This window comes from Mesorhizobium captivum, from assembly GCF_033977165.1.
GTDB classification, from domain to species: domain Bacteria; phylum Pseudomonadota; class Alphaproteobacteria; order Rhizobiales; family Rhizobiaceae; genus Mesorhizobium; species Mesorhizobium captivum.
The window spans coordinates 82,118-107,146 of sequence record NZ_JAVIJB010000023.1 but is presented as its reverse complement, the minus strand read 5'-3'; the positions used below and the strand labels follow the sequence as shown (position 1 = coordinate 107,146).

24 protein-coding genes and 1 tRNA gene are annotated in these 25,029 nt (G+C 64.3%); 7 read left to right on the top strand and 18 right to left on the bottom strand.

The features are described 5' to 3' along the window. Positions 1 to 26: 26 nt before the first annotated feature. Positions 27 to 296: a 50S ribosomal protein L27 gene (rpmA, locus tag RFM40_RS20090; protein WP_126097380.1), complete on the bottom strand. Its 270-nt coding sequence runs from the start codon at positions 294 to 296 to the stop codon at positions 27 to 29. Between the two features lie 101 nt (positions 297 to 397). Next, positions 398 to 1,108, bottom strand: coding sequence for a 50S ribosomal protein L21 (locus RFM40_RS20085; protein WP_320278094.1), 711 nt, complete (start codon positions 1,106 to 1,108; stop codon positions 398 to 400). 325 nt (positions 1,109 to 1,433) lie between these two features. On the opposite strand from RFM40_RS20085, the gene RFM40_RS20080 reads away from it, so the two are divergent. Continuing rightward, positions 1,434 to 1,523: transfer RNA gene (locus RFM40_RS20080), tRNA-Ser, on the top strand. Between the two features lie 116 nt (positions 1,524 to 1,639). Here the strand turns inward: RFM40_RS20080 and RFM40_RS20075 are convergent. Beyond that, a complete protein-coding gene (locus tag RFM40_RS20075; RefSeq protein ID WP_320278093.1) occupies positions 1,640 to 2,416 on the bottom strand; it encodes a sulfotransferase family protein in 777 nt (258 codons plus the stop codon). 231 nt (positions 2,417 to 2,647) lie between these two features. On the opposite strand from RFM40_RS20075, the gene RFM40_RS20070 reads away from it, so the two are divergent. The 3 genes from RFM40_RS20070 to RFM40_RS20060 all read left to right on the top strand — a co-directional run bounded on the left by RFM40_RS20070 (position 2,648) and on the right by RFM40_RS20060 (position 5,863). Further along, on the top strand, positions 2,648 to 4,267 hold the full coding sequence (locus tag RFM40_RS20070) for a caspase family protein (RefSeq protein WP_320278092.1): 1,620 nt from the start codon (positions 2,648 to 2,650) through the stop codon (positions 4,265 to 4,267). A 517-nt stretch (positions 4,268 to 4,784) separates the two neighbouring features. Continuing rightward, entirely contained in the window at positions 4,785 to 5,414 is a 630-nt protein-coding gene (locus tag RFM40_RS20065; RefSeq protein ID WP_320278091.1) for a TetR/AcrR family transcriptional regulator, read from the top strand. Beyond that, positions 5,411 to 5,863 (top strand): cupin domain-containing protein, encoded by a 453-nt coding sequence (locus tag RFM40_RS20060; RefSeq protein WP_320273341.1) that lies wholly within the window; start codon positions 5,411 to 5,413, stop codon positions 5,861 to 5,863. The genes RFM40_RS20065 and RFM40_RS20060 overlap by 4 nt, the downstream gene beginning before the upstream one ends. Before the next feature lie 220 nt (positions 5,864 to 6,083). On the opposite strand, the gene recQ is transcribed toward RFM40_RS20060, so the two are convergent. Then, on the bottom strand, positions 6,084 to 7,931 hold the full coding sequence (gene recQ / locus RFM40_RS20055) for a DNA helicase RecQ (protein WP_320278090.1): 1,848 nt from the start codon (positions 7,929 to 7,931) through the stop codon (positions 6,084 to 6,086). 165 nt (positions 7,932 to 8,096) lie between these two features. On the opposite strand from recQ, the gene RFM40_RS20050 reads away from it, so the two are divergent. Together RFM40_RS20050 and RFM40_RS20045 are read left to right on the top strand one after the other, a co-directional pair. Then, complete coding sequence (locus RFM40_RS20050; protein WP_320226694.1) at positions 8,097 to 8,723, top strand: LysE family translocator; 627 nt, start codon at positions 8,097 to 8,099, stop codon at positions 8,721 to 8,723. A 159-nt stretch (positions 8,724 to 8,882) separates the two neighbouring features. Further along, positions 8,883 to 9,977, top strand: a complete 1,095-nt coding sequence (locus RFM40_RS20045) for an IS4 family transposase (protein WP_320278089.1) — start codon at positions 8,883 to 8,885, stop codon at positions 9,975 to 9,977. A gap of 208 nt (positions 9,978 to 10,185) precedes the next feature. Here RFM40_RS20045 and RFM40_RS20040 read toward each other — a convergent pair whose 3' ends face one another. Genes RFM40_RS20040 through uxaC form a run of 8 tightly spaced genes read right to left on the bottom strand, consistent with a single transcriptional unit; the run spans position 10,186 to position 17,265 of the window. Next, entirely contained in the window at positions 10,186 to 10,518 is a 333-nt protein-coding gene (locus RFM40_RS20040; protein ID WP_320226695.1) for a cupin domain-containing protein, read from the bottom strand. Positions 10,519 to 10,547: 29 nt separating this feature from the next. Further along, positions 10,548 to 11,315, bottom strand: coding sequence for a 2-dehydro-3-deoxy-D-gluconate 5-dehydrogenase KduD (gene kduD, locus RFM40_RS20035; RefSeq protein WP_320278088.1), 768 nt, complete (start codon positions 11,313 to 11,315; stop codon positions 10,548 to 10,550). Next, a complete protein-coding gene (gene kduI / locus RFM40_RS20030; RefSeq protein WP_320278087.1) occupies positions 11,312 to 12,163 on the bottom strand; it encodes a 5-dehydro-4-deoxy-D-glucuronate isomerase in 852 nt (283 codons plus the stop codon). The genes kduD and kduI overlap by 4 nt, the downstream gene beginning before the upstream one ends. A gap of 17 nt (positions 12,164 to 12,180) precedes the next feature. After that, on the bottom strand, positions 12,181 to 12,954 hold the full coding sequence (locus tag RFM40_RS20025) for a FadR/GntR family transcriptional regulator (RefSeq protein WP_320226699.1): 774 nt from the start codon (positions 12,952 to 12,954) through the stop codon (positions 12,181 to 12,183). Between the two features lie 11 nt (positions 12,955 to 12,965). After that, on the bottom strand, positions 12,966 to 14,246 hold the full coding sequence (locus RFM40_RS20020; RefSeq protein WP_320278086.1) for a TRAP transporter large permease: 1,281 nt from the start codon (positions 14,244 to 14,246) through the stop codon (positions 12,966 to 12,968). 3 nt (positions 14,247 to 14,249) lie between these two features. Then, the gene (locus tag RFM40_RS20015) at positions 14,250 to 14,840 is read right to left on the bottom strand and encodes a TRAP transporter small permease (protein ID WP_320278085.1); all 591 of its coding nucleotides are present in this window, start codon (positions 14,838 to 14,840) and stop codon (positions 14,250 to 14,252) included. After that, positions 14,837 to 15,814, bottom strand: coding sequence for a TRAP transporter substrate-binding protein (locus RFM40_RS20010; protein WP_320278084.1), 978 nt, complete (start codon positions 15,812 to 15,814; stop codon positions 14,837 to 14,839). Before RFM40_RS20010 ends, RFM40_RS20015 begins: the two co-directional genes overlap by 4 nt. 32 nt (positions 15,815 to 15,846) lie before the next feature. Then, positions 15,847 to 17,265 (bottom strand): glucuronate isomerase, encoded by a 1,419-nt coding sequence (uxaC, locus tag RFM40_RS20005; RefSeq protein WP_320278083.1) that lies wholly within the window; start codon positions 17,263 to 17,265, stop codon positions 15,847 to 15,849. A 191-nt stretch (positions 17,266 to 17,456) separates the two neighbouring features. On the opposite strand from uxaC, the gene RFM40_RS20000 reads away from it, so the two are divergent. Beyond that, the gene (locus RFM40_RS20000) at positions 17,457 to 18,953 is read left to right on the top strand and encodes a mannitol dehydrogenase family protein (RefSeq protein WP_320278082.1); all 1,497 of its coding nucleotides are present in this window, start codon (positions 17,457 to 17,459) and stop codon (positions 18,951 to 18,953) included. A 103-nt stretch (positions 18,954 to 19,056) separates the two neighbouring features. Here the strand turns inward: RFM40_RS20000 and RFM40_RS19995 are convergent, their stop codons facing one another. From RFM40_RS19995 to RFM40_RS19970, 6 genes are all read right to left on the bottom strand, one after another. Beyond that, positions 19,057 to 19,464, bottom strand: a complete 408-nt coding sequence (locus RFM40_RS19995) for a F0F1 ATP synthase subunit epsilon (RefSeq protein ID WP_320273330.1) — start codon at positions 19,462 to 19,464, stop codon at positions 19,057 to 19,059. 100 nt (positions 19,465 to 19,564) lie between these two features. Then, positions 19,565 to 21,145 (bottom strand): F0F1 ATP synthase subunit beta, encoded by a 1,581-nt coding sequence (gene atpD, locus RFM40_RS19990; protein ID WP_320226715.1) that lies wholly within the window; start codon positions 21,143 to 21,145, stop codon positions 19,565 to 19,567. A 76-nt stretch (positions 21,146 to 21,221) separates the two neighbouring features. Then, positions 21,222 to 22,106 carry a F0F1 ATP synthase subunit gamma gene (locus tag RFM40_RS19985; protein WP_320278081.1) on the bottom strand — a complete coding sequence of 295 codons (885 nt, stop codon included), beginning with the start codon at positions 22,104 to 22,106 and terminating at the stop codon, positions 21,222 to 21,224. A 29-nt stretch (positions 22,107 to 22,135) separates the two neighbouring features. Beyond that, positions 22,136 to 23,665 carry a F0F1 ATP synthase subunit alpha gene (gene atpA, locus RFM40_RS19980; RefSeq protein WP_320226719.1) on the bottom strand — a complete coding sequence of 510 codons (1,530 nt, stop codon included), beginning with the start codon at positions 23,663 to 23,665 and terminating at the stop codon, positions 22,136 to 22,138. Then, entirely contained in the window at positions 23,665 to 24,225 is a 561-nt protein-coding gene (locus tag RFM40_RS19975) for a F0F1 ATP synthase subunit delta (protein WP_320226722.1), read from the bottom strand. Before RFM40_RS19975 ends, atpA begins: the two co-directional genes overlap by 1 nt. A 351-nt stretch (positions 24,226 to 24,576) precedes the next feature. Continuing rightward, positions 24,577 to 24,972, bottom strand: coding sequence for an AGROH133_08824 family phage infection protein (locus RFM40_RS19970; protein WP_320226724.1), 396 nt, complete (start codon positions 24,970 to 24,972; stop codon positions 24,577 to 24,579). Positions 24,973 to 25,029 lie beyond the last annotated feature (57 nt).

Here is a 25,029-nt window from a genome sequence, read left to right as displayed (position 1 = left end):
GCGCCGGTGTTATGGTGCGGAACCGGCTACTCCGCTGCTTTGGTAATCGGGTTTACCGACACGTAGGTTCGGCCGTTGGCTTTTTTGTTGAAGGCGACTGCGCCGGCTTCGAGCGCAAAGAGGGTGTGGTCCGTGCCCATGCCAACGTTGGTGCCCGGATGCCATTGCGTGCCGCGTTGACGGATGATGATGTTGCCGGCGATCACGGCTTCGCCGCCGAACTTCTTCACGCCGAGCCGCTTGGAGTGCGAGTCGCGACCGTTGCGCGACGAACCGCCAGCTTTCTTGTGTGCCATCTAACTAACTCCGATGCGCCCAGGGGGCGCTTGAATGGTCTTATGAACGCGTTCGCGTTCCGTTTCAAGTCGTGCCGGCGACGATTATCGCCGGTATCGTCTTACTTCTTCGCCAGCTCCTTGGCCTGCTCGCGCCAGTCCTTGATCTGGTCGGCGCTGAACGGCATGTGCTCGTCGATCTTGGCGACATCCTTGTCGGTGAGCTTGGCGAGTTGCGCGAAGGTGACGATGCCCTGCTCGGCGAGGTCCTTCGCCGCGACCGGGCCGATGCCCTTGATCACGGTGAGGTCATCCGGCTCGCCCTTCGGCGCCTTGAACAGCGGCGCGGCCTTGGCCTCTTCGCTCGGAGCGGCCTCTGCCTTGGCTTCCTTCTTGGCCTTGGCCTCCTTCGGAGCGGCTTCGGCCTTCGCCTCGGCGGCGGCTTCCGCCTTGGCTTCGGGCGCCTTGGCCTCGGCCTTGGCTTTCGGCTTCGCGGCAGCCTTCTTCGACGGCTTGGCGCCACCCAGCAGGATCTCGGAGATCCGCACGGTGGTCAGAAGCTGGCGGTGGCCGATCTTGCGGCGCGAATTCTGGCGGCGGCGCTTCTTGAAAGCGATGACGGTGCGGTTCTTGCCCTGCTCGACGACTTCCGCCGTGACCAAAGCGCCATCGACGAACGGCGCGCCGAAGGTAACGTTCTCGCCCTCGCCATGCGCGAGCACCTGGCCGATTTCGACGATATCGCCGACATTGGCTTCGAGTTTTTCGATCTTGAGCAGATCGTTGGCGGCGACGCGATACTGCTTGCCGCCCGTTTTGATGACTGCGAACATTTTTTGCCTTTCGCTGTTCGGTCGGCCTTGATGAACCGCCTCAGGCGGTCCGGCCGTCTTTTTGTCAGTCTGCGGGTTCAAAAAACAAGCGGCGCGGAGAAGCCCCCACGCCGAATGCGGGCTGTCCCTAACCGAAGGTTGCGCGGAAGTCAAGGCAAGCCGATCATACCTGAGATACCCTGGGCGACATTGCCGGCAAAGCTCAGTCCGTCGCGCCGCGGTCGCTTTTCGCAGAAGCGGGAAATCGGTCGAATAGGGCCTTGTAACTGTGGCGGTCAGCCGTTATCTAGTGCGCCGCGCCGGCAACGGCCGACCATGACCTCGCGGAGAGGTGGCAGAGTGGTCGAATGCACCGCACTCGAAATGCGGCATACTCGCAAGGGTATCGGGGGTTCGAATCCCTCCCTCTCCGCCATCCTGCTTCGCGCTGCGCGCTTCGCAGGACAAGTCCGGCGAATTCTTCTCAGCGCGAAGCAGGATGCCCTCCGAAGCCTCGGCGAAGGAGGGCCGAGCGGCCTCGATGACCCGCTCTCAGCAATATCCGAAATAGGCCATCAGCTCCTGGGCTTCACCCGCCTCGAAACGCGAGGCGACGTCCGCGGGCAGCTTCGATCTCCAGCCGCCCCTGTAGTCGGTGATCGGCTGGTTGACCTGCGTCAAGCGGCGGGCGGAATGCGGCGTGCGAACTTTCCTTTCCCTTCCCCAGACGACGGGTTGCTGGTGATAGTTCAGGATGGCCGGATCGAAAGCCACGCCCATGAAGCGGCATAGCCGTTCGATGGAAAGCGCTGGCGATTCGATAAAGTCCTCGTAGCGCCACAGCATGCCCCCGCCCCTCTCGACACAGAGCATCGAGGCCTTGCTGTCGGCAACCCACCGTTGGAAAGCTCGGTCGAAATCGCCCTCGTAACGCCGCCCGAGCGATGTCACGACATCCCGGCCATCGCGCGTGACGACGATGAAACGGGCGCCCGGGATCGTCTCGAGTATCTGACGGGTATGGTGGATATGGCCGGGGGTTTTTTCGACCCAAACGCTCCGGCGCGAGATGGCCGCCTCCAGCAAAAGCAAGCTTAACTTGGTCCATCTGGCGCCTTTGCTCGAGACAAAAGCGCTTGTCTCGCGCGGAACGCTGAAGACATCGGGATGGGCGGCCAATATCCGGGCAAGCAAGGTCGAGCCGGTATGGCCACAACCACAGATAAATATTGAGACCTTCGGCTTTGGAATAAGCCGTACCATACCCCTGTTCACTTTATTTTGTCTCCCCGTACACTCGATCGAACCCTCTTCTTTCGCGGATTGCAATAGGGAATGTTTCCACAGGGACCGCGACCAGCCGTGGCGTCTGGAACGGCAGCTGGCCTGCCGTGCCGGCCTTCATTTGCAGAGTTCGCTGCCTTCCAGGAATTTTTCCTATGGCGCGCTGCGAAGCGTATTCGACGGCGCTAATGTGTTATGAATTTCATGGAAGGGACTTTCCCCACGTGAAATTGCGACTGGAACGAGCAGGCAAAGCCGCAACTGAAAGTGCGCGCGATGAGGTTCTGGGCCGCCATTGTTGGTTTGTTTTTCCTGGCCGTAGCCGATCTGCTGCAGGCGAGCGCCCTTGCCGCCGGCAACAATCGGGTCGCGCTGGTCATCGGCAACAGCAAGTATGTCTACGCGCCGGCCCTTCCCAATCCGGCAGGCGATGCGCGCCTGATGGCCGATGTGCTGCGCAAGGCCGGGTTCAACGTCATCGAAGGCGTCGATCTCGACTATGCCGGAATGCGGGATCGGCTGAACAAGTTCACCGAGGCCTCGTATGACGCCGACACGGCGCTGATCTACTACGCCGGCCATGGCATGCAGGTGAACGGCAAGAATTACCTGATCCCCATCGACGCCGAGCTTACGGCTCCGGCGCATCTCAAGACCCGCACCATCCAGATCGAGGAGCTGCTTGCGGCCCTTCCGCCGGACCCGGCCGTCGGCATCGTCATTCTCGATGCCTGCCGCGACAATCCGCTGGCGAGGACCCTGGCGGCCTCGTTGCCGAAGAGCCGCTCGACCACCGCGCCGGGCCTGGCGCCCATCGATGTCAGCGGGTCGGACGTCGGCAGCGGCGGCGTGCTGATCGCCTTTGCGACCGATCCCGGAGCCGTGTCCTACGACGGCAATGGCGCCAACAGCCCCTATACGATGTCGTTGGCCAGGCATCTCGCCGAGCCGGGCGTGGAGATCCAGAGCGCGCTGACCCGGGTCCGCGGTGAAGTGACGGCCGAAACCGACGGGCGCCAGCGGCCCTGGCACAATGCCTCGCTCGGTCGCGAGGTCTTCATCGGTCCGCAGGCCCCGCCGCCGGCCGCCCCGGCTCCGCAGCCATCCGCCGCGGAGACGCCGGCCGAGCCCACGGGCGCGGACGCGCGCGGATGGGAAATCGAGCAGCGTGTATGGGACGAAGCCTCGAAGCGCAACACGCTCGCGCACTACGAAGCCTATCTGCAGCAATTTCCCAAGGGAGCGTTCGCGGATCTCGCCCGCCTCAACATCGATCAGTTCAAGAAGCCGCCGGTCGTCGTCGGCAATACACCGCCCGTCGCCGCCGACACCGAGAGCGCCGCGTCGCGGTCGGCCACGGCGGCGGAACCTCCGGCGGCGGCCGCCAACCCGGAAACCGATGTCGGGACCGAGCTGACGGAAAGCGCGATCGGGCTTGATCGTCGGGAAAAGATCGATCTGCAGGAAAGGCTGCTGGCGATCGGTTACGAGCTGGACGGGGCCGACGGCGACTTCGGGATCAAGACGCGTCGCGCCATCGGCCGGTGGCAGGAAGAGAACCAATTGGCCCCGACCACCTTTCTGACTTCGAAGCAATATGGGCGCCTGAAACTCGACACGGACGACGCGGTGAAAAGCTATCGCGCCCAGCGAGCATCGGAGGCGGAAGCAAAGAAGCAGGAAAGCGCGACCCCGCAAAAGATACAGAAACCGCAGCCGGTTGTCCGCGCAAAGCCCAGACGCGACCGGCAACGCGAAGCAGCCAATCCAAGACCAGCGCCGAAATCGAAGGCGACGGGACGGAAGTCCGGGTTCCGCACCTGCAGCGGCATTGACGGCACCTTTGAGGTCCCCGCGTCCCAGAGATGCCCGTTGAGCGGCTACGCGCATTATTGAATGGAGGGTGGCCCTCGCGAACCTATCCCAGCGTCGCTAGACGTTCGATGAAACGGCCCTTGCCGGCATGGCGCTCACGGATCGATTGAAGCCGGAGGCGGAATTCCTCGACACTGTCCTGTTTTTCTGCGAGCGCCAGGAGATCGGAAAGAAGGGCTGCTGCCTTGTCATATCCGGCGGGATTGCGTCGCCCGATTTCGTCCTCGACGATAGCGCTGTATGAACCGGTATCGGCCTGCCGCCCACACACCGCGGATATCCACCGTGTAGTTCCATTGGGTTGGCCGGATCTCGGACAGGAACCTGGGCTTCAGGAAGGCCTCGGCGTGCGCCGCTATCGCGCTCAACAATATCTTGCCAACTCCCTGAGCTTGGCGTCGCCGACGCGAACGCACCAAGGTCGCGCGGCGGCAGAACCGGCGTCCCTCAATTTCGATTGATGACACCCGTGGTGACGCCAATTGACGGGCCTCGATTTTCATGACACAGATAGTGTCATCAAATTGGGAGCAACCGCGTGTCGCAAGTCCGCACCTACAACAGCCCCATGCGCGAAGAGAAAGCGCGTGAAACGCATGAGGAAATCCTTCGTGCCCTGTTTGAGCTCATGGATTCAGCCACCGCCGCGGACGAGATCAGCATGGAGGCGATCGCCCAGAAGGCCGGGGTGCAAAGGCGGACCGTGTTCCGTCACTTCGCCACCAAGGACGACCTGCTGGCTGCCTTCTGGCCCTGGCTGAATGCTCGGATAGGAGCCTCTACGACCCCGAGGACTCCCAAGGACATCATCGACGGTCCCCGGCAGGCCTTCCCGCGGTTCGATATGCACGACGCAGCGATCCGCTCATCGCTCCATTCGCGGACTGGTCGTGAGATGCGCATGGGCACCGTGACGGGTCGCCGCGCCAATTTCAGCCGCGCGCTGGCTCCTGCCATTTCCTCTCTTCAGCCCGCCGAAGCCGAGAAGGTCGAGGCGCTGGCTCACCTGCTCTTCTCGGCCTCCGCATGGGAGATCTTGAAGGACTATGGCGGTCTCACCGGCGCCCAGGCCGGCGAGACCGCCTCCTGGGCACTCGAGGTGATCCTGTCCGCGGTCACCCCGGGTCATTCACCGGCGGAAGTTACAAACCAAAGAGACAAGCCATGAACTTCAAAATCACCACTCCCGAGGCCGCCCAGACGCTCTGGGTCGTCGCCGACCGCATTCGCCTGCTCGGCGGCATCGCCGATTCCAGCCTTGAACTCATCGAAGTCGAGGTCCCGCCAGGTTCCGGCACTCCGCCGCACAGCCACGCTTCGCCCGAGTTGTTCTATGTGCTGGAAGGCGCGCTCACCGTCCGTCACTTTGGCGCGGGCGGCCCGCCCGAAGTCACCGTCGCGGGTCCCGGCACTTCGGTGCGCATCGGCCCGAGGGCGCCGCACAATTACTCCAACGACAGCGGCCGCCCGGTGCGGATGCTGGTGCTCGTCGAGCCGTCCATGATCGCATTCTTCCGCGATATCGGCACCGTCGAGCCGCAGGCGCAGCCCGACTTTGCCCGGATTGGCGCCGCCATGCAGCGCCACGGCATCGAGGCGCTGCCCATGGCGGCCTGAACTGCCGCGCGACGACGACGCTGAACGATGCCGCCGGCAGGGAGAGCAAGTGCTCCCTTGTTGACGGCAACGCGCTCAGGTGCGGGGGCAGCACCTCCTCCGTCGCGGATCGAATGGCACTAGAGCGATTCAGTTTTTGACAGAAACACAGAACCGCTCTAGCTTTTTGTTTTTACGCAATTCCGGACGGAAAACTGCTACACTTTTCCTGGAATTTGCTCTAGGCGCCCGCCTGATGCGCCGCGATCGCGCTCAAGAAAATCTCGCCGAACTCGCTCAGCTTGGCAGCGCCGACGCCGTTCACTTGCGCGAAGGCATCGAGGTCGCGCGGGCGGCGCTCGGCCATGTCGATGAGCGTGCGGTCTGAGAAAACGACATAGGCCGGCACCTGGCGTTCTTTCGCCAGGCGCAGCCGCAGCGCCTTGAGCGCGGCAAGCAGCGCGGCGTCCAGATTGTCCGTGCCCGCCGCGGCGGCGCCCTGGGCCGAACGCGCCTTGTTGCGCAGGGAACGGTGCCGCGTCTCGACGCGGTACTCAAATGCAGTCTCGCCGCGGCCGAGCGCGCGGCCGCTTTCGGAAATGGCAAGGCCGCCATAGCCGTCCGGGTCCGGCATCAGGAACCCACCCGCCACGAGTTGGCGGATCAGCGACAGCCAGGCAGGCCTCTTGTGCGCTGCGCCGGTGCCGAAGCTGGCAAGGTTTTGATGGCCTCTGGCCAGCACCTTCTCGGTCTCGTGGCCGAGAAGCACGTCGATGACATGGGCGGCGCCGAACCGTTCGCCGGTTTGCGCGATGGCCGAAAGGATGATGCGCGCCTCCGTGCTGCCGTCCGCGCGCGGCGACTGGCCGAGGCAGTTGTCGCAATTGCCGCAGGGCGAGGCGCTTTCGCCGAAATAGCCGAGCAGCACCTGGCGGCGGCACTGTGCTGTCTCGCAATAGCCGATCAAGGTGTCCAGCCGGCCGTGCGAGCGCCTTTTGTGCTCCGGCGAGGCGTCCTCGTCGTCGATGAACATGCGGCGTGTGCGGATATCGCCGAAACCGTACAGCATATGCGCCTCGGCCGGCCGGCCATCGCGGCCGGCGCGGCCGATTTCCTGGTAATAGGCCTCGAGGCTCGCCGGCAGGTCGGTGTGGAAGACATAGGCGACGTCCGGCTTGTCGATGCCCATGCCGAAGGCGATCGTCGCCACCATGACGACGCCGGACAAGGTCATGAAGGCGTTTTGATTCGCTTCACGTGCGTCCTTGCTCATGCCGGCATGATAGGCGAGCGCGGTGACGCCGTTTTGCCCGAGGAAGGCCGCCATCTCCTCCGTCTTGCGGCGCGACAGGCAGTAGACGATGCCGCTGCGGCCCTGATGGCGCTCGACGAAGCGCAGCAGCTGGCGCTTGCTGTCCTGCTTCGGCTCGATGGCAAGGCTGATGTTCGGCCTGTCGAAGCCCAGCACCAGCGTGTCGACGCGATCGGCAAACAGCCGCGCCGAGATGTCGGTGCGCGTCGTCTCGTCCGCGGTCGCCGTCAACGCGATGATCGGCACGTTCGCAAAGATGTCGCGCAGCCGCGCAAGGTCCTCATATTCGCGCCGGAAGGCCGGCCCCCATTGCGAGATGCAATGCGCCTCGTCGACGGCGATCAGGCGGATGTCGAGCCTGGCGAGCGCGTCGAGCATCCGCTCGGTCATCAGCCGCTCCGGCGCGAGATAGAGCAGACGAGTCTGGCCCGACGCGACGCGGCGCCATGCCGCGACATTGGCATCGCGGTCGAGCGAGGAGTTGATCGTGTCGGCGGCGACGCCGGCGAACCGCAGCGCCGCGACCTGGTCCTGCATCAGCGCCACCAGCGGCGAGACGACGATGGTGAGCCCGCCAAGGACCAGCGCCGGAACCTGGTAGCAGAGCGACTTGCCGGCGCCCGTCGGCATGACCGCCAGCACGTGGCGTCCGCAGAGCAGCGCTTCCATCACGTCGGCCTGGCCGGGGCGAAAATCGTCGAAGCCGAAAACGTCCTTCAGCACACTCCGTTTCGGATCGCGTCCCTCGGCAAAGAGACCTGCCGTCGATGTCCACATTGAGTGTGATTCCCGGATTCGGCTGAGGCAACCTTCTTAAGGAGAAGATCGCCCAAATGCTATCCGAACCGGTGCCGCCCGTCGTTTTGCGGGCGCATCGATAGCGCATTGCCTTTGCGCGCAAAGGGTGGCTTCCTGTCCCGGCCTGCAGCGGAGGAACCGGCAATGATCGACCTGGCCACATTGACGACCTATGTCGCGATCGTGCTCGGCTTCGTCTTCATCCCGGGGCCTGCCACGTTGCTCACCGTGGCGCGGGCGACGAGCTCGGGCACCAAGGTCGGTATCGCCACAGGCGCCGGCGTCGCGGCGGGCGACGTCGTCCACACCGTGATGGCGATCTTCGGCATCTCGGCCATCATCGCCGCTTCCGCGATGCTGTTCGGCATCATCAAATATCTCGGCGCGGCCTATCTCGTTTATCTCGGCATCCGCGCCATCCTCGAGAAGGCGCCGGCCGATCTCGCCGGCAGCGCCTTGCCCATACCGGCGGGCAAGGCGTTCCGCCAAGCCATATTGACCGAAGTGTTGAACCCGAAGACGGCGTTGTTCTTCCTCGCTTTCTTGCCGCAGTTCGTGCGGCCTGAAAACGGATCGGTCGTGCTTCAGCTGACGATCCTTGGCGCCGTCTTTGTCCTTCTCGGTCTCTTCAGCACGGTGGTCTTCGCCGTCTCCGCCGGAGGTCTGGGCTCCTTCCTGCGCCGCAACCCGGCCGTGTTGAAATGGCAGGGCAAGGTGGTTGGCGGCATCTATTGCGCGCTCGGCCTGCGACTGGCGCTGCAGCAGCGCTAAAGCATGTCTCCCGAAAGTGGGACCGGTTTCGGGACAAAGACATGCTCAAAATCAAGAGTTTAAAGCGCATGGAGCGAATCCGAAGCACAGTACACGACGCAAGGGTGAGGACGGCTTGAAGTGATTGAATAGAGGATTCTTCGCCAAAAGGATCCTGCCATGCCAAGCACGGTTCACGCCGCCCTCATCGAGACCCTAAAACGTCATTTTGCGCTGCGCAATTCGCGCCTGGAAACGCTGGCCGTCCTGATCGTGGCGCTGGTTCAGGGCCGCACGGTCAATCTGAGCCATGTTGCGAGCCACTTCCCGGGAGCGGCGCAGCACGGGTCGAATTACCGTCGCCTGCAGCGTTTTTTCCAGTCGATCCGGCTGGATCAGGCGGTTGTCGCGCAGCTCGTCGTGCGAATGCTGAACCTGTCGCGGCCCAAATGCCTGGCACTCGACCGCACCAACTGGAAGGTCGGCTGCAAGGATATCAACATTCTCATGCTGGCCATCGTGACACGGCGCTTCCGCGTGCCGCTGCTGTGGACGGTGATCGACCACCAGGGCAACAGCAACACCGGCCAGCGCATCGAACTGATGCGACGGTATCTGAGCCTGTTCGGCGCGGCCTCGATCGAGCTGCTGCTCGCCGACCGCGAGTTCATTGGCGCCGATTGGATCAAATTCCTTATGGAAAACAAGGTCCCATTCGCCATTCGCGTCAAGCAGGGCCAGTGCGTTGCCCTGGCCGATGGGTGGCTCTGGACAATCGAAACCCTGCTGCGCAGGCGCCGCAAGAGCCGTGCCATCACCACCTTCCAGGCTTGCCTGCCGGGCGCCTCCGACACTTTGTCCTTTGCCGCCAAATGGATCGACGGCAGAAAAGGCCAGCAAGGCGAATGGCTGATCGTCATGACCAACAGCCCCGACGCCAAGGCGGCAATCAGCGCCTATAAGAACCGTTGGGCCGTCGAATGCCTGTTCGCCGATGCCAAGACACGCGGCTTCAACATGGAAGACACCAGGATGACGGCCCCAGACAAGATCGACACGCTGACCGCCATTCTGGCCATCGCCGTCACCTGGGCCTATCGATGTGCTACCCAAATCATGGGCATGAAGGCAATCAAGCGAAAGATCCATGGCCGACGTGAGAAGTCGTGGTTCCGCACCGGCCTCGACGCGCTCAGGGCATGGATCACATTCGCACCCCAAAACGCCATCCGCGCGTGGCAAAACGAATTCCCAAAACGCATCAAAAACCTATGAGTCGTGTACTGTGGAATCCGAAGGATCGCGACGCGCTTTAAACAGCCGCTGCTGTCATTTGCCGGGCCGCGTTAAACCTATCTTCACCATATTGCAGCACCTTAGTCGTCCTGCGGCAATGTTTGAGTACCGCGGCGGCGCCACGGGCGCCCCAGGCAACAAACCCGCGCCCTGAAGGCGCGGGTTTTCCTTTGGCGAAGCGGCCTTCTCAGGCGAGGAAGTCTGCCCGGTAAGGCGCAAAACTGTCGACCAGCCGCCCCGCTTCCAGCGCCTTGACGCCGTGCACGAGATTGGACGGCACGATGAAGCTGCTTCCCGCTTCCAGGATCTCCGACCGGCCGTCGATGGTAACCTCGAAGCGGCCCTCGGCGACATAGCTTGCCTGCACATGCGGATGCGAATGCAGCGCGCCGACGCCGCCCTTGTCGAAGGCGAACTCGACCATCATCAGTTCGTCCGTGTGCACCAGCACGCGTCGACGGTTGCCGTCCGGCGTCGGCGTCCAAGTTTTCTCGTCCGCATGGGAGAAAATGTCGGTCATTGCAGGCTTCCGTTTACAAATTGAAATGGTCAGCGCGCCAGCCAGCCGCCGTCGACCGGCATCACCGCGCCATGCATGTAGTCCGACGCCGGCGCGAGCAGGAACACGGCCGCGTCGCCGATGTCGCCGGGCTGGCCCCAGCGTGCCGCAGGAATGCGCCCGAGGATGGCGGCACTTCGGTCCGGATCGGCGCGCAGGGCCTCGGTGTTGTTGGTCTCGATATAGCCCGGGGCGATGCCGTTGACGTTGATGCCCTTCGGCGCCCATTCGCAGGCGAGCAGCCGCGTGAGGCCGAGCACGCCATGTTTCGAGGCCGTATAGGAGGCGACGCGGATGCCGCCCTGGAAGCTCAGCACCGAAGCGATATTGACGATCTTGCCGCGCCGCCCGGGCTCCGCCAGCACGCGCCTCGCAAAACCCTGGCAGAGCCGAAACACCGTCTTCAGGTTGAGGTCCATCACCTGGTCCCAGTCGGCCTCGGTCAGGTCGACGGCGTCGGCGCGCCGGATGATGCCGGCATTGTTGACGAGCCCATCGAGCGACCCGCTTGCCTCCCAGACGCGATCGAGCATGGCCGCCGCACTGGCAGGATCGCCGAGGTCGGCGGCCACCGCTTCGAAACGTCCCCCGACGGCTGCGACTTTCTCCGCCGTCTCATCCATCGCCGAGCGGCCGACGCCGACGACGGCGCCGCCGGCGCGCGCCACCGACACGGCGATGCCCTGGCCGATGCCGGTGTTGGCGCCGGTGACGAGGATGCGTTTTCCCGCGAGGCTGAAAGCCGAAAGATCGCTCACCTGAGCTGGTCCAGCGCAACCGGATCGACGTCGGTATAGTCGACATTGTCGCCGGCCATGGCCCAGATGAAGGCATAGTTCGAGGTGCCGGCGCCCGAATGGATCGACCAGCCCGGCGACAGCACCGCCTCCTCGTTGCGCATGACGATGTGGCGCGTCTCGTCCGGCTCGCCCATGAAATGGAAGACGCGCGCGCCCTCGTCCAGGTCGAAATAGAGATAGGCCTCCATGCGCCGGTCATGTACATGGCAAGGCATGGTGTTCCAGACCGATCCGGGCGCAAGTTGGGTCATGCCGACGACGAGCTGGCAGGTCTTCACGCCGTCGGCATGGATGAACTGGAAGATCGAGCGCTCGTTGCTGGTCGCCGGGCTGCCGAGGTCGAGCCGCCTGGCGTCGCCGATGCGGATCAGCTGGCTTGGATAGACCTGATGCGCCGGCGCGCTCAGCAGATAGAACTTGGCCGGCTTCTCCGTATCGGCCGAAGCGAACGACACCTGCTCAGTGCCCATGCCGAGATAGACCATGTCGCGCGCCGCCATCTCATAGGGCAGGCCATCCGCCGTCACGGTGCCGGCGCCGCCGATATTGACGGCGATCAGCTCGCGGCGGTCGAGGAATGCCTGGGTGCCGGTCGGCTTGATCGCTTCCAGCGACAGGACCTTATCGGCCGGCATGGCGCCGCCGACGATCATGCGGTCGTAATGCGTGTAGGTCAGGCTGACGAGGCCGGGCTGGAAAAGCCCCTCGATGTGAAAATTGTGCCGCAGCTCGTCGGTTCCCATCGCCGCCGCGGCAATGGGGTCGATGGCGAAGCGGGAGGAGAATTCGGTGTGTTTCTTGTCCATCTATCCTGCTCGAATGATCATCCGGTCGATGCCGCCGCCACCGACTTTGCGTAATAGGCCTGCCGCGCCTGCAGGCGCTCGCGGTAGCGCTGCTGGCTGGCGGTGAGATGCGCCCGCATCGCCTCGCGTGCGGCGTTCGCATCGCCCGCCGAGATCGCGTTGAGGATCACCAGATGCTCGCGTTGCAGGCCGCGCTGGTAGTCGTCGGACTGGACGAGCTCCGTCGACCAGGGCGAGGTGACGTCGCAGGGGATGGCGCGGCGGCCGAGCACGTCGAGCATCTCGACATAGAACGGATTGTTGGTGGCGCTGGCGATCGCCCTGTGGAAGGCAAGGTCGGCCGGGCCGGTCGGCTGGCTGTCGAGCAGCAGCCGCTCGAACTCGAAGAAAGCCTCCTGGATCGCCGCCTCCTGCGCGGCGTTACGGCGGATGGCGGCAAGGCCGGCCGATTCGATCTCGATCGCCAGCCGCACCTCGAGCACGTTGAGCGCGATGGAATCCTTGGCCCCCATGTCGGCGGCCAGAACGCCGAGTGTGGTGGAGATATGCTCGGTGACGAAGACGCCGGCGCCCTGCCGCGCCTCGACAAGGCCGTCGGCGGCGAGCTTGACCAGCGCCTCGCGGATGACGGTGCGGCTGACGCCGAAAGTTTCCGTCAGCTGGCCCTCGGTCGGCAGCTTGTGGCCGGGCGGCATCTCGCCCGCCAGGAGCTGCTTGCGGATCGCCGCGACCACCGTTTCCGACAGTTTCGGCTTCCGTTCGACCCTGAGATCCGTTGTGGTATCGGCCACCTTAATGACTCCTAATGGAAGAGGCTCGGCAGCCACAATGATATCGCGGGAACGTAAGTGACAAGCATCAACACGGCAAAAGCCGCGCCGTAGAAGGGCCAGATCGACCGCATCGCCGTCCAGATCGGAATGCGGCCTATGGCACAGCTGACGAACAGCACGGCTCCGACCGGCGGCGTGCAGAGGCCGATGCCGAGATTGAGGATGAGGATGACGCCGAAATGCACCGGGTCGACGCCGTAGGCCATGACCACCGGCAGGAAGATCGGCGTGGTGATGATGATCAGCGGCGACATGTCCATGAACGTGCCGAGGATCAGCAGGACGACGTTGATCAACAGCAGGATGACCAGCTTGTCGCTGGATATCTCCTGCAGGAAGGCGACCAGCGCCACCGGCACGCGCAGATAGGCGAGCAGCCAGCCGAAGGCGGCTGCACAGCCTATGATCATCAGGACCATGGCCGTGGTTCGCACCGCTGCGCTGGTCGCGGCGACGAAGTCGCTCCAGCTCATCGAGCGGTAGATGATGAGCGTCACCAGGAAGGCGTAGACGATGGCGATGCAGGAGCTTTCGGTCGCCGTGAAGATACCGGACCTGACGCCGCCGAAGATGATGCCGATCAGGATGAGGCCCGGAATGGCGCCGAAGAGCAGCTGGAGCGCCCGGCTAAAACCGGCGAAAGGCTCGGTCGGATAGCCGCGCCGGCTTGCGACCAAATAGGCCGTGATCATCAGCGACAGCGCCAGAAGCAGGCCCGGTATGACGCCGGCGGTGAACAGGTCGGCGATCGAGATGCGGCCGCCGGCCGAGATGGAGTAGATGATCATGTTGTGCGACGGCGGGATCAAAAGGGCGATGATGGCCCCGACAGAGGTGATGTTGACGGCATAGTCGATCCCGTAGCCGCGCGCCTTCATCTGCGGGATCATCAGCCCGCCGACGGCGGACGCGTCGGCCACCGCCGAGCCGGAGATGCCGCCGAACATGGTCGAGGCGGCGATGTTGACTTGGCCCAAGCCGCCGCGCAGATGCCCGACCACGGATCCGGCCAGCGCCACCAGGCGGGCGGCGATGCCGCCGCGCACCATCAGGTCGCCGGCGAAGATGAAGAACGGAATGGCCATCAGCGAGAAGACGCTGACCCCCGAGTTCAGCCGCTGGAACACCACCACCGGTGGCAGGCCGAGCACGATGATCGTCGCGAAACTCGCCACGCCGAGGCAGAAGGCGATCGGCGTGCCGATGATCAGCAGGAAGACGAAGGTGCCGAAAAGCACGGTCAAGGCCATGGCTCACATCTCCTCGCCGGTGGCATGAATGTCGACATCGACGGGCAGGCCGGCGAAGCGCCCCGCCAGCCGCTCGAGCGAGAACAGGCAGACGAGCGCGCCTCCGAAAATCACCGGCAGGAAGCCGACGCCTCCGGGCAGGGCGAGCGACGGCATGACCGTGCCCCAGGTCAGCCTGGCAAGCTGGATGCCGTAGACGATCATGCCGCCGCCGAACGCCAGCACGACGATGTCGGAGATGGTGCGCAGCACCGCCTTTGCCGACGCGGGCAGGAAATAGAGCAGCACGTCGAACCCGAGATGCGTGCGTTCGCGCACGCCGACCGCAGCCCCGAGAAAGATGAACCAGCCCATGAGCAGCACCGAGGAGGCCTCGGTCCAGCTTGGCGAGCGGTTGAGTAGATAGCGCGAGAAGACCTGCCAGGTGATGATGATCGTCATCAAGGTCAGCCCGGCGCCGCTGATCCACAGCGCCAGCGTGGCCAGGCCCGACAGCAATCGCTCGGCACGCAGCCAGAATGCCGTGCCGCCTGGTCGCGCCAACGACGGCGCGGAAGCATCCGCGCCGCTGGGCCTATCGTCGGTGCTGGTCATTTCGCCGCCTGGATGCGGGCGGCGAGATCTTTCAGCTCGGGCGTCGAAAGGTACTTGTCATAGACCGGCTTCATGGCGTCGATCAGCGGCTGCTTGTCGATCTCAGCGACCTTGACGCCGGCCTTCTCGACGATGTCGCGCGACTTCTTTTCCTGCGCGTCCCAGAGCTCGCGCATCTTGACGACGCTGTCTTTGGCCGCCTGCCTGACGATCGCCTGGTCTTCCGGCGACAGCTTGTCCCAGCTCGCCTTCGACATCACCAGCACTTCCGGCACGATCTGGTGCTGATCCAGCGTGTAATGCTTGGCGACCTCATAGTGCTTGGCGGATTCGAAGCTCGGCCAGTTGTTCTCCGCGCCGTCGATGACGCCGGTCTGCAGCGCCGAATAGACCTCGCCATAGGCCATCGGCGTCGCGTTGGCGCCGAGCGCGTTGACCATGTCGACGAACACGTCCGACTGGATGACGCGGAACTTCATGCCCTTCAGGTCGGCGATCGAGGTGATGTCTTTCTTGGTGTTGTAGAAGGAGCGCGCGCCCGAATCGTAGAAAGCGAGGCCGACGAGGTCATGCGCCTCGAAAGCCTTCAAGATCTGGTCGCCGACCGGCCCGTCCATGACGTGGCGCATATGCTCGACCGAGCGGAACATGTAGGGAAGCGACGGCACGGCGGTTTCCGGCACGATACCGTTGAACGGTCCCATCGACACACGGTCGAGGTCGATCACCCCCGATTGCGTCTGCTCGATCGTGTCCTTCTCCTCCCCGAGCTGTGCCGAATGATAGACTTCGACGGAATAGCGGCCATTCGTCCGCTGCTTGATCAGCTCGCCCATATATTTGACCGCCTCGACGGTCGGATAGCCGTCCGGATGCGTGTCCGACGACCGCAGCACCGTCTCGGCGTTGGCGATGCCGATGAGCAGCGAGCCGGAGGCCAATGTGGCCACCGTCAATTTCGAAAAATGCGACATGACTTCCTCCCTTTGAAACCCTGGCGGCCGGCTCAGAGCCGGTACGCCTTCTTGGCAAGCGTGTAGGCAAGCTCCCGCGCCAGCTCATGCGCTTCCTCCTCGCGCAACCGATGCTCGGCGACCAGCCGCGCCAGGAATGCGCAGTCGACGCGGCGGGCGACGTCGTGACGCGCCGGGATCGACGGAAAGGCGCGCGTGTCGTCGTTGAAGCCGACGGTGTTGTAGAAGCCGGCCGTCTCTGTGGTCATCTCGCGGAAGCGGCGCATGCCTTCCGGACTGTCGTGGAACCACCAGGCCGGCCCAACCTTCAGCGCCGGATAGACGCCGGCGAGCGGCGCCAGCTCGCGCGCATAACTCGTCTCGTCGAGCGTGAACAGAATGATCGTCAGGTCGCGTTCCAGCCCGACGCAATCGAGCAGCGGCTTCAGCGCCGCCACATAGTCGGTCCTGGTCGGGATATCGAAGCCCTTGTCGCGGCCGAATTCCTGGAAAACAGCCGGCGAATGATTGCGCCATGATCCGGGATGGATCTGCAGCACCAGGCTATCGTCACGGCTCATCTTGGCCATTTCGGTCAGCATCTGGGCGCGGAACAATTTTCGCTCGCGCTCATCTTCCGAGCCGCTGCGGATTCGGTTGAACAGCTGCTGCGCCGCGGTGTCGGAGAGATTGGCGGTCTCGGCCGTCGGATGGCCGTGATCCGACGAGGTGGCGCCGAACTCCTTGAAATAGGCGCGGCGCTGACGGTGCGCATCGAGATAGCCGGCCCATGTGGCGGTATCGCAGCCGGTGATCTCGCCGAGCCGATCGAGATTGGCCAAAAACCCTTCGAAGTCGGGATCGACCACGGCGTCCGGCCGGTAGGCGGTGACGACGCGGCCCTTCCAGCCGCTGTCGCGGATCATCCGGTGCCATTTGAGATCGTCGAGCGCGCCTTCGGTCGTCGCGATCACCTCGATGTTGAAGCGCTCGAACAGCGCCCGCGGCCGATAGTCGTCTTGGCTGAGCAGCGCCGCGATCGTGTCGTAGTGGCGGTCGGCGGTGCTTGCGCTAAGCGGCTCGTCAATGCCGAACAGATGCTCGAACACATGGTCGAGCCAGAGCCGGGTCGGCGTGCCGCGGAACAGGTAATAATGCGCGGCGAAGCGTCGCCAGATCGTTCTGCCGTCGGTCTCGACCGGCGCGCAATCAAGGGTGGGATCGTCGAGCGTCGGCACGCCGAGCTCTTCCAGCCGCACGCCCTGGCTGAACAGCATACGGAAAATGTAGTGGTCCGGCACGATCAGCAATTGCGCCGGATCGGGAAACGGCTCGTTGAGCGCATACCAGCGCGGATCCGTATGACCGTGCGGACTGACGATCGGCAGGTTCTTCACCCCGGCATAAAGGGCGCGAGCCAGCGTTCGCGTTTCCGGCGCGAACAGCAGGTCCGGATCGGTCAGTGCAGCCACTCGGCTCCTCCCAGGCTGGCCTTATTGGTAGATCGGCCAGAGATAATGTCAACATACAAAAATCATTAAGTTGTATGATGACTTTTGCATATGCCTCGGCCATTGTACGAGGCGGTGACGGGTGCTACGCCGCAGCGTCCATTCCTGCCCAGCGAGTGGCTCGACGCGCCGATCGGAGACTTTGAACGCCAATGAACAGCCGTCTTTCCAACGCCACGATCGCCGAACTGCCGGGCGCAATCGCCATACCTCGCTACGATCGCGACGCTGTGACGCCCGGCATCGTCCATCTTGGCGTCGGCGCGTTCCACCGCGCCCACCAGGCGGCCTATGTCGACGCTTGCCTGGCGGATGGCGAGGCGGACTGGGGCATCGTCGGCGTCTCGCTGCGCAGCCCCGACACGCGCGACGCACTGGCGCCGCAGGATGGGCTCTACACGCTGGCGGTGCGGGACAGCGCTGGCGAAAAGCTGCAGGTCGTCGGCTCCATCCTGTCGTTGCTGGTGGCGCCGGAGGACCCTGGCGCGGTGCTTGCCGCGCTGACCGACCCGCGTACCCGCATCGTTACGCTGACCATCACCGAAAAAGCCTATCTAAGGGCGGCTGACGGTAGTCTCGATGGGAGCCATCCCGACATCGTGCATGATCTGGCGAACCCCGGATCGCCAAAGACGGCGCATGGTTTCCTGGCCGAGGCGCTCGCGCGCCGCCGCGCTGCCGGCGCGCCGCCCTTCACCGTGCTCTGCTGCGACAACCTGCCGGCCAACGGCGCGACGCTGCACCGGCTGCTGATTGAGTTTGCGATGCTGCTCGACGCCCGTGGCAGCGCAGGCGATCGCCCGTTAGCCGGCTATGTCGCCGACGAAGTGGCCTTCCCGTCGAGCATGGTCGACCGCATCGTGCCGGCGACCACCGATGCCGACCGCACCCGCATTGCCGGCGAACTCGGCCTCGAGGATGCCTGGCCGGTCATGACCGAGCCGTTCCGGCAATGGGTGATCGAGGATCGTTTCCCGGCCGGCCGGCCGGCCTGGGAGAAATTCGGCGTCACCATGGTCGAGGACGTCGGTCCCTTCGAGGATATGAAGCTGAGGCTGCTCAACGGCGCCCATTCGGGCATAGCCTATCTCGGCCTGCTCAGCGGTCATGCGACCGTCGATCGCGCGTTTGCCGATCCGGCGATCCGGCAATTCGTGGACTGGCTTTGGGCCGAGGCCATTCCAACGCTGCCGCAGGATGCCGGGCTCGACCCAATCCCCTACACGGCCGAGCTCGCCGCGCGCTTTTCCAACACGGCGCTGGCCCACCGCACGGCGCAGATCGCCAATGACGGCAGCCAGAAGCTGCCGCAGCGCATCGTCGCTTCCGCCCTCACCCGGCTGGAGGCAGGTCTGCTTCCAGAACATCTGTCGCTGGTTGTCGCTGCCTGGATCGCCGCATGCGCCGCGCGCGGTGGCAGCTTGCCGCTAGGCCATTTCACCGATCCGCTCGATGCGGCGTTGACCGCACTTTTGGGCCAGGAGCTGCCGGCGAATGAAACGGTGACGGAGGTGTTTGAGCTGGCCGGCTTCGCCAAGGACCACGCCAAACGCCAGACGTTGATCGAACTCGTGGCCGTGCATCTCGTCCACCTGCGACGAGAGGGGCCGGTGCTGGCATTCGCCGCGCTCGGCATAGACAGCCGATAACGCTCGCGCCTATTTGCCTGCGCTGGACAAGCGGGGCGGACTGTCCATCAAACAAAAAAGCGGGGCAAGCCCCGCCTTTTCAATCATGTGTCAGGAGACGTCGTCAGGCCGGCAGCAACGCGCCTTCGAGCGTCGTGAGCTGGCTGAGGAACTGCTCGGCCTTGGCGCGGGCCTCGTCGTCCTTGGCGTCGGCGGCGTCTTCCCTGGCCTCCTGGATGCGGCGGGTAATGTCGGCGCGGTCGATGTCGTTCACATGCGTCGCCGATTCGGCAAGCAGCGTGCAGCCGGAGGGCAGGATGTCGGCGAAGCCGCCGAACACGACATAGCGCTCTTCCCTGCCGGCCGCGGTCTTCACCGTGACGACGCCAGGCTTGATCGTGGTCATGACCGGAGCGTGCTGCGCCATCACGGTCATCTCGCCTTCGGCGCCCGGGATGACGACGAACTCCACCTCTTCGGAAACCAAGAGACGCTCCGGCGAGACCAGTTCGAACTTGAAAGCTTCAGCCATGATCAATTTAGCGAGTAGGGAATAGCGAGTAGCGAGTAGTGAAGAAACTCGCCAAGCCTGTTGATCCCTATTCGCTACTCCCTATTCGCTATTCGCTTTCTTATGCCGCTTCAGCCGCCAGGCGCTGCGCCTTCTCGACCGCTTCCTCGATGCCGCCGACCATGTAGAAGGCGGCTTCGGGCAGGTGATCGTAGTCGCCGGCGCAGAGGCCCTTGAAGCCCTTGATGGTGTCGGCGAGGTCGACCAGCTTGCCCGGCGATCCAGTGAACACTTCAGCGACGAAGAACGGCTGCGACAGGAAGCGCTCGATCTTGCGGGCGCGGGCAACGGTCTGCTTGTCCTCTTCCGACAGCTCGTCCATGCCAAGGATGGCGATGATGTCCTGCAGCGACTTGTAGCGCTGCAGGATCGACTGCACCTGGCGGGCGACCTGGTAGTGCTCCTCGCCGACGACCATCGGGTCGAGCATGCGCGAGGTCGAGTCCAGCGGATCGACGGCCGGGTAGATGCCCTTTTCCGAGATCGCGCGGTTGAGCACGGTGGTGGCGTCGAGGTGGGCGAAGGAGGTCGCCGGCGCCGGGTCGGTCAAGTCGTCGGCCGGGACGTAGATCGCCTGCACCGAGGTGATCGAGCCCTTGGTCGTGGTGGTGATGCGCTCCTGCAGCGCGCCCATGTCGGTGGCCAGCGTCGGCTGGTAACCCACGGCCGAGGGAATACGGCCGAGCAGCGCCGACACTTCCGAGCCCGCCTGCGTGAAGCGGAAGATGTTGTCGACGAAGAACAGCACGTCCTGGCCCTGGTCGCGGAAATACTCGGCGACCGTCAGACCGGTGAGGCCGACGCGGGCGCGGGCACCCGGCGGCTCGTTCATCTGGCCGTAGACCAGCGCTGCCTTCGAGCCCTGGCCGCCGCCCTTCTTGTTGACGCCCGATTCGATGAACTCGTGGTAGAGGTCGTTGCCTTCGCGGGTACGCTCGCCGACGCCGGCGAACACCGAGAAGCCGCCGTGAGCCTTGGCGACGTTGTTGATCAGTTCCTGGATCAGCACGGTCTTGCCGACGCCGGCGCCGCCGAACAGGCCGATCTTGCCGCCGCGGGCGTAAGGCGCGAGCAGGTCGAGAACCTTGATGCCGGTGACCAGGATCTGCGCTTCGGTCGACTGGTCGACATAGGCCGGAGCCGGCTGGTGGATGGCGCGCAGCTCGACGGCGTCGACCGGGCCGGCTTCGTCGACCGGCTCGCCGATGACGTTGATGATGCGGCCGAGCATGCCCGGGCCGACCGGCACCGAGATCGGCCCGCCGGTGTCGAAGACGTCCTGGCCGCGGACCAGACCTTCGGTCGAGTCCATGGCGATGCAGCGCACGGTGTTCTCGCCGAGGTGCTGAGCGACCTCGAGCACCAGGCGGTTGCCGACATTGTCGGTTTCGAGCGCGTTCAGAATGGCCGGCAGATGGTCTTCGAACTGCACGTCGACGACGGCGCCGATGACCTGGCGGACCTTGCCGGCGGCGCCGACCCTCTTCGCCGCAACGCTCGCCGCCTTGGCGGGCGCCGCTGCCTTGGCCGGAGCGGCCGCCTTCCTGGCCGGAGCGGCCTTCGCGGCTGCTGCCGGAGCCTTTGCCGCCTTGGGGGCCGGTGCCGCCTTGGCTGCGGTCTTCGGGGTAGCTGCTTTCGCCATCGTCTTTGCCCTTTTCGTCTATCCGTTGTTCACGCCGTCTGCAGCGAGGTCGACGAACCTCGCCGGCAGGGCGCGCCTAGAGCGCCTCGGCGCCCGAAATGATTTCGATCAGTTCCTTGGTGATCTGCGCCTGCCGCTGGCGGTTGTAGGTGATCGACAGCCTGTTGATCATGTCGCCGGCGTTGCGCGTCGCATTGTCCATCGCGCTCATCTTGGCGCCCATCTCGCCGGCCGCGTTCTCGAGCAGCGCGCGGAAAATCTGCACGGCGATGTTGCGCGGGATGAGGTCGGAGAGGATCTCGCCCGGCTCCGGCTCGTATTCGTAGACCGCGGTGGCGCCGTTGCCCGTCTCGGCAGCGGCGGAAGCCTGGGCCGCCGGAATGATCTGCTGCGCCGTCGGGATCTGGCTGATCACCGACTTGAACTGCGAATAGAACAGCGTGCAGACGTCGAATCCGTCCTGGTTGAACAGGTTGATGATCTTGCGCGCGATCGCATCGGCATTGGCGAAGCCGAGCGTCTTGACCTCGCGCAGATCGACGCGCTCGAGGATCAGCGAGGCATAGTCGCGGCGCAGGATGTCGAAGCCCTTCTTGCCGACGCAGATGATCTTCACCTGCTTGCCGTCGGAGAGGAGCCGGCGGATATGTTCGCGGGCAAGACGCGCGATCTGCGAGTTGAAGCCGCCGCACAGGCCGCGCTCGGCGGTGCAGACGATGAGCAACTGCACGTCGTCCCTGCCGGTGCCGGTCATCAGCGCCGGGGCATCGCCGCCGCCGCCGACCGCCTGGGTGATGTTGGCCAGCACCACGCCCATGCGCTCGGAGTAGGGACGCGCCGCTTCCGCCGCTTCCTGCGCGCGACGCAGCTTCGCCGCAGCGACCATCTGCATCGCCTTGGTGATCTTCTGCGTCGCCTTGACCGAGGCGATACGGTTACGAAGGTCTTTTAACGAAGCCATGCTTCAAACCCGATCCCGTCCGGCTTCGTTCAAGCAAAGGTCTTGGCGAAGGCGTCGATTTCCGCCTTCAGCTTGGCGCGCAGGTCGTCCGACAGCGCCTTCTCGTTGCGGATGCCGTCGAGCACCTCCTTGCCGGCCGAGCGCATGTGGCTGAGCAGGCCATGCTCGAACTTGCCGACCTGGTTGAGCGCCAGCTTGTCGAGATAGCCGTTGACGCCGGCGAAGATCACCGCGACCTGCTCCTCGACCTTGAGCGGCGAGAACTGCGGCTGCTTCAACAGCTCCGTCAGGCGCGATCCGCGGTTGAGCAGACGCTGCGTGGCGGCGTCGAGGTCCGAGCCGAACTGCGCGAAGGCCGCCATTTCGCGGTACTGCGCGAGCTCGCCCTTGATCGAGCCGGCGACCTGCTTCATCGCCTTGATCTGCGCCGAGGAACCGACGCGCGACACCGAGAGACCGACGTTCACCGCCGGGCGGATGCCCTGGAAGAACAGGTTGGTTTCGAGGAAGATCTGGCCGTCGGTGATCGAGATCACGTTGGTCGGGATGTAGGCCGACACGTCGTTGGCCTGCGTCTCGATGATCGGCAGCGCCGTCAGCGAGCCGTTGCCGTTGTCGTCGTTGAGCTTGGCGGCGCGCTCGAGCAGGCGCGAGTGCAGGTAGAACACGTCGCCCGGATAGGCTTCGCGGCCCGGCGGGCGGCGCAGCAAGAGCGACATCTGGCGATAGGCGACGGCCTGCTTCGACAGGTCGTCATAGCTGATCAGGGCATGCATGCCGTTGTCGCGGAAATACTCGCCCATCGTGCAGCCGGCGAATGGCGCCAGGAACTGCATCGGCGCTGGATCTGACGCGGTGGCGGCGATGATGATGGAGTAGTCGAGCGCGCCGCGCTCTTCCAGCACCTTCACGAACTGCGCGACGGTCGAGCGCTTCTGGCCGACGGCGACGTAGACGCAGTAAAGCTTCTCCTTCTCCGGGCCGTTGTCGTGCACCGACTTCTGGTTCAGCATCGTGTCGAGGATGATGGCGGTCTTGCCGGTCTGGCGGTCGCCGATGACCAGCTCGCGCTGGCCGCGGCCGACCGGGATCAGCGCGTCGATGGCCTTGAGGCCTGTCGACATCGGCTCATGCACCGACTTGCGCGGAATGATGCCGGGCGCCTTGACGTCGACGCGCTTGCGTTCGGTCGCCTTGATCGGGCCCTTGCCGTCGATCGGGTTGCCGAGCGCGTCGACGACGCGGCCGAGCAGGCCGGGGCCGACCGGAACGTCGACGATGGCGCCGGTACGCTTGACGGTATCGCCTTCCTTGATGTCGCGGTCGTTGCCGAAGATGACGACGCCGACATTGTCGGCTTCGAGGTTCAGCGCCATGCCGCGGATGCCGCCCGGAAATTCGACCATCTCGCCGGCCTGGACATTGTCGAGACCGTAGACGCGGGCGATGCCGTCACCGACGGACAGAACCTGGCCGACTTCGGAGACCTCGGCCTCCTTGCCGAAATTCTTGATCTGGTCTTTCAGAATTGCGGAAATTTCCGCGGCGCGGATGTCCATCAGCCGACCTCTTTCAGTGCAAGCTTGAGCGAATTGAGTTTGGTTTTGAGCGACGTATCGATCTGGCGCGAGCCCATCTTGACGATCAGGCCGCCGAGCAGCGACGGATCGACGGTCATGGCGATGGCCACGTCCTTGCCGGCGAGGCTCTTCAGCGCCGCCTTGAGCTCGGTCTGCTGCGCGGCCGTCAGCGCATGCGCCGAGGTGACCTCGGCGGAAGCCTCGCCGCGATGGTCGGCGGCGATCTGGCGGAACGCCTTGATCATGCCGGGCACGGCGAACAGGCGGCGGTTCTTGGCGACGACGCGCAGGAAGTTGCCGACGAGGCCGGTGATCTTGGCTTTGGAGATGATCGCGCCGATGGCCTTGGCCTGGTCCTCGCTGGAGAACACCGGGCTGTTGATCAGCCGGGCAAGGTCGGCGCTGCCGTTGAGCATCGCCTCGAAATCAGTGAGGTCGGCTTCGACCTTGGCGACCGAATTTTCCTGCAGCGCGAGCTCGAACAGCGAGCCGGCATAGCGTTCTGCGACAGCTGAGATTGGCGATGACGATTGGGCCACGGACCGTCTTTTCTCTTGTCTGACAGGCCGCAGATTGTTGGCGCGAGCGAAAACTCTGGCTAAATCTTTGACCTTACTGCGATTTTTCCAAGCACGGAGGGATGGCTTCCGCTATCCCCGGCCGAAAGTCGATTGCCGTCTAGCACAGGCCTTTTAAGACCGCAATGCATCCTCCGGCATGGTTCTCAGGCACTTTTGTCGCATCAGGCGGCGAAGGCCAAGCTCAAGCGCCGGATTAATGCATGTCGCCCAAAAGTGTGCAGCGGTTTTGGGAGAACGACATGCATCAAAACAAGGACCTAAAGCGCGTCGCTTGAATCCGTTTCAGCGCGACGCGCTTTAGTCACGATTTCACGGCACGAAGCCGAAGGCGAAGGCGAGCGGCAGCGCCGCGAGCACCAATTCAACCACGATGGAAGCCCAGTTGAAAGGGGTATTGGCGCCGTCCGACATCATCGACAAAAGCCGGCCGAAAGCGGTGAACAGCCACGAGAAGCCGAGCGCCATGTAAAGCAGCGGCTGCGCCAGAAGGATGCAGCACAGGCTGACGCCGAGATAGAAGCCCGACATGCGGCCGCGCCCCTCGGCGATCGCCGCGGCCTTCTCCGGCTTGGCCTGCAGGCGCAGGATGCGGAAGGCGAGGTTCGGCGCCAGGAATAGAAGTAGGCCGATGAGCAGCGTGACGACGGCGCTCGACCATGCCAGCAACTCGCCCTGGCTCGCCGGCCACGGAAATGCGAATTCCATCTGATCCCCTCGTAAAGTCTTGTTCTGAAATTGCCGGCATTCTAGCGGAGGAAAAGC

Excerpts from the sequence above, each read along its gene's own strand:
- rpmA (WP_126097380.1), bottom strand. The coding sequence starts at position 296 with ATGGCACACAAGAAAGCTGGCGGTTCGTCGCGCAACGGTCGCGACTCG.
- RFM40_RS20085 (WP_320278094.1), bottom strand. The coding sequence starts at position 1,108 with ATGTTCGCAGTCATCAAAACGGGCGGCAAGCAGTATCGCGTCGCCGCC.
- RFM40_RS20070 (WP_320278092.1), top strand. The coding sequence starts at position 2,648 with ATGAGGTTCTGGGCCGCCATTGTTGGTTTGTTTTTCCTGGCCGTAGCC.
- RFM40_RS20060 (WP_320273341.1), top strand. The coding sequence starts at position 5,411 with ATGAACTTCAAAATCACCACTCCCGAGGCCGCCCAGACGCTCTGGGTC.
- recQ (WP_320278090.1), bottom strand. The coding sequence starts at position 7,931 with ATGTGGACATCGACGGCAGGTCTCTTTGCCGAGGGACGCGATCCGAAA.
- RFM40_RS20050 (WP_320226694.1), top strand. The coding sequence starts at position 8,097 with ATGATCGACCTGGCCACATTGACGACCTATGTCGCGATCGTGCTCGGC.
- RFM40_RS20045 (WP_320278089.1), top strand. The coding sequence starts at position 8,883 with ATGCCAAGCACGGTTCACGCCGCCCTCATCGAGACCCTAAAACGTCAT.
- RFM40_RS20040 (WP_320226695.1), bottom strand. The coding sequence starts at position 10,518 with ATGACCGACATTTTCTCCCATGCGGACGAGAAAACTTGGACGCCGACG.
- kduI (WP_320278087.1), bottom strand. The coding sequence starts at position 12,163 with ATGGACAAGAAACACACCGAATTCTCCTCCCGCTTCGCCATCGACCCC.
- RFM40_RS20020 (WP_320278086.1), bottom strand. The coding sequence starts at position 14,246 with ATGGCCTTGACCGTGCTTTTCGGCACCTTCGTCTTCCTGCTGATCATC.
- RFM40_RS20015 (WP_320278085.1), bottom strand. The coding sequence starts at position 14,840 with ATGACCAGCACCGACGATAGGCCCAGCGGCGCGGATGCTTCCGCGCCG.
- RFM40_RS20010 (WP_320278084.1), bottom strand. The coding sequence starts at position 15,814 with ATGTCGCATTTTTCGAAATTGACGGTGGCCACATTGGCCTCCGGCTCG.
- RFM40_RS20000 (WP_320278082.1), top strand. The coding sequence starts at position 17,457 with ATGAACAGCCGTCTTTCCAACGCCACGATCGCCGAACTGCCGGGCGCA.
- RFM40_RS19995 (WP_320273330.1), bottom strand. The coding sequence starts at position 19,464 with ATGGCTGAAGCTTTCAAGTTCGAACTGGTCTCGCCGGAGCGTCTCTTG.
- atpD (WP_320226715.1), bottom strand. The coding sequence starts at position 21,145 with ATGGCGAAAGCAGCTACCCCGAAGACCGCAGCCAAGGCGGCACCGGCC.
- RFM40_RS19985 (WP_320278081.1), bottom strand. The coding sequence starts at position 22,106 with ATGGCTTCGTTAAAAGACCTTCGTAACCGTATCGCCTCGGTCAAGGCG.
- atpA (WP_320226719.1), bottom strand. The coding sequence starts at position 23,665 with ATGGACATCCGCGCCGCGGAAATTTCCGCAATTCTGAAAGACCAGATC.
- RFM40_RS19970 (WP_320226724.1), bottom strand. The coding sequence starts at position 24,972 with ATGGAATTCGCATTTCCGTGGCCGGCGAGCCAGGGCGAGTTGCTGGCA.